General features: G+C 27.3%; 2 protein-coding genes. One reads left to right on the forward strand and one right to left on the reverse strand.

Translation table 11 applies throughout. The features are described 5' to 3' along the window. Positions 1 to 341: 341 nt before the first annotated feature. Positions 342 to 767 carry a DUF2809 domain-containing protein gene (locus U9R42_14020; protein MEA3497140.1) on the forward strand — a complete coding sequence of 142 codons (426 nt, stop codon included), beginning with the start codon at positions 342 to 344 and terminating at the stop codon, positions 765 to 767. A gap of 3 nt (positions 768 to 770) precedes the next feature. On the opposite strand, the gene U9R42_14025 is transcribed toward U9R42_14020, so the two are convergent. After that, positions 771 to 1367 (reverse strand): hypothetical protein, encoded by a 597-nt coding sequence (locus U9R42_14025; protein ID MEA3497141.1) that lies wholly within the window; start codon positions 1365 to 1367, stop codon positions 771 to 773. Between the last annotated feature and the right edge of the window lie 306 nt (positions 1368 to 1673).

The raw sequence follows: 1673 nt of genomic DNA on the forward strand, positions 1-1673 counted from the left end.
ATTCCTTTTTAGTTTTTTAACTTTTAGTTTTTAGTCCTCAGTTCGCAGGATGTGCTTGCCTGAATAGGGTTGACTTTTTTTGTTAATTTTCCTCTGCGTTTCTGCGACTCTGCGTTTAAACAAATAAACAAATCAACAAAACTTGTCCGTATGGATAAATAATTCTTCTTTGCGTTCTTTGCGTCTTTGCGTGAAAATATAAACAAATCAACAAAACTTGCGACACGAAGTTAGTTCGTATGAGTCCGTACGACCGTAGGAAGTACGTCTGGATGAATAACCACATTTTATCATTTATCATTCATCATTCATCATTATTTTTCCCCTATCTTTGAATTCAAATGAGTAAGCTGAAAATTAGTAATCGGATATATTATTTTGTTATAATTGTATTAGCATCCCTTTTGGGAATTTTATCCAGAAAATATTCTGCACAACTTCCTTTTTTTATTGCTGAATACACTGGTGATACAATGTGGGCTTTGGCTGTATTTTTTGTTTTTAGATTAGTTTTCAACAATAAAAAATCTATTAGTATTGCTTTTTATTCTTTGATTTTCTCAGTAGTTATTGAAGTAAGTCAAATCTATAAAGCAAATTGGGTTGATACTATCAGGCAAACAACAATCGGTGGATTGATTTTAGGTTTTGGTTTTCTTTGGTCGGATATTTTTTGTTATCTCTGTGGGATTTTAATTGCTTTGTTTATTGAGTGTTTTATTATTCCTCATTTTGAATCCTTAAAAAAAATGAAGCGTTCTAAATAATTTCTAAGGTTCCGTATTCATGTCAGGAATTATTGAGCTTGCAATTACCGAATCAAGGAAATGTTTATAAGTTTCATATTTTAATTTTGTATTTATTGCTCCTCTAATAATTTTTACAATTGAATCGTTCACAATTATCATGTTCATTGGAACACAATCCGGTTCTTTAATATTATTTCGATAATACAAATTCCTTAAAGAAGATTTTAATCCATTAATTTTATAATATGTTTCATATTTATAACGTAATTTTTCATTGTATTCCTTTTTTGTTCTAAATTCCCCCTCATCAATTGAATCATAAATTGTTAAAGCAATCCATTCAAAATATTCCTTTGTTGAATCATACAATTTATTACATATATATATCTGACGATATGAATAGATACAATAAATGTCATAAAATGTTAGGAAATAATTTTTTTGCAATAAATATGTTGAATCATGAGTATAATTACTAATGAAAACTGAGGGTTTAACATTTAAATCTACCTTAAATTTTTCTACTTCTTCCCACTCACCTGACACAATTGTTATCCATCCACATCCACTTAAAAACAGCAAGTTTATTAGTATTATTTTTACAAAAATATTTTTCATTTTATTTTTTTTTAAAAGGGCATCATAAAATATAATTTAAATTTTAAAAAAAGTTATTTTCTTTTTTACAAAAAGGTTCTTCCTAAATATAAAACAAACCTAATGCAAATCAATTTTCTTTACAATTAATTTCAAGTAAACCCAAAAATCGTCCTTCTCAAAACTGATATTAAATAGTTTATCCTAACGATTACATTGGTTTTTTCCCCTCCTTTTGTTGAAAGTTTTATTTTAAAGAAACTTATTTCACTAACAACAAATAATTCAAACGGAAGATAAACAAAATACAAAATCCATAACTCACTG

It is taken from the genome of Bacteroidota bacterium, from assembly GCA_034723125.1.
In the GTDB taxonomy this organism is placed as follows: domain Bacteria; phylum Bacteroidota; class Bacteroidia; order CAILMK01; family JAAYUY01; genus JAYEOP01.

Excerpts from the sequence above, each read along its gene's own strand:
- U9R42_14020 (MEA3497140.1), top strand. The coding sequence starts at position 342 with ATGAGTAAGCTGAAAATTAGTAATCGGATATATTATTTTGTTATAATT.
- U9R42_14025 (MEA3497141.1), bottom strand. The coding sequence starts at position 1,367 with ATGAAAAATATTTTTGTAAAAATAATACTAATAAACTTGCTGTTTTTA.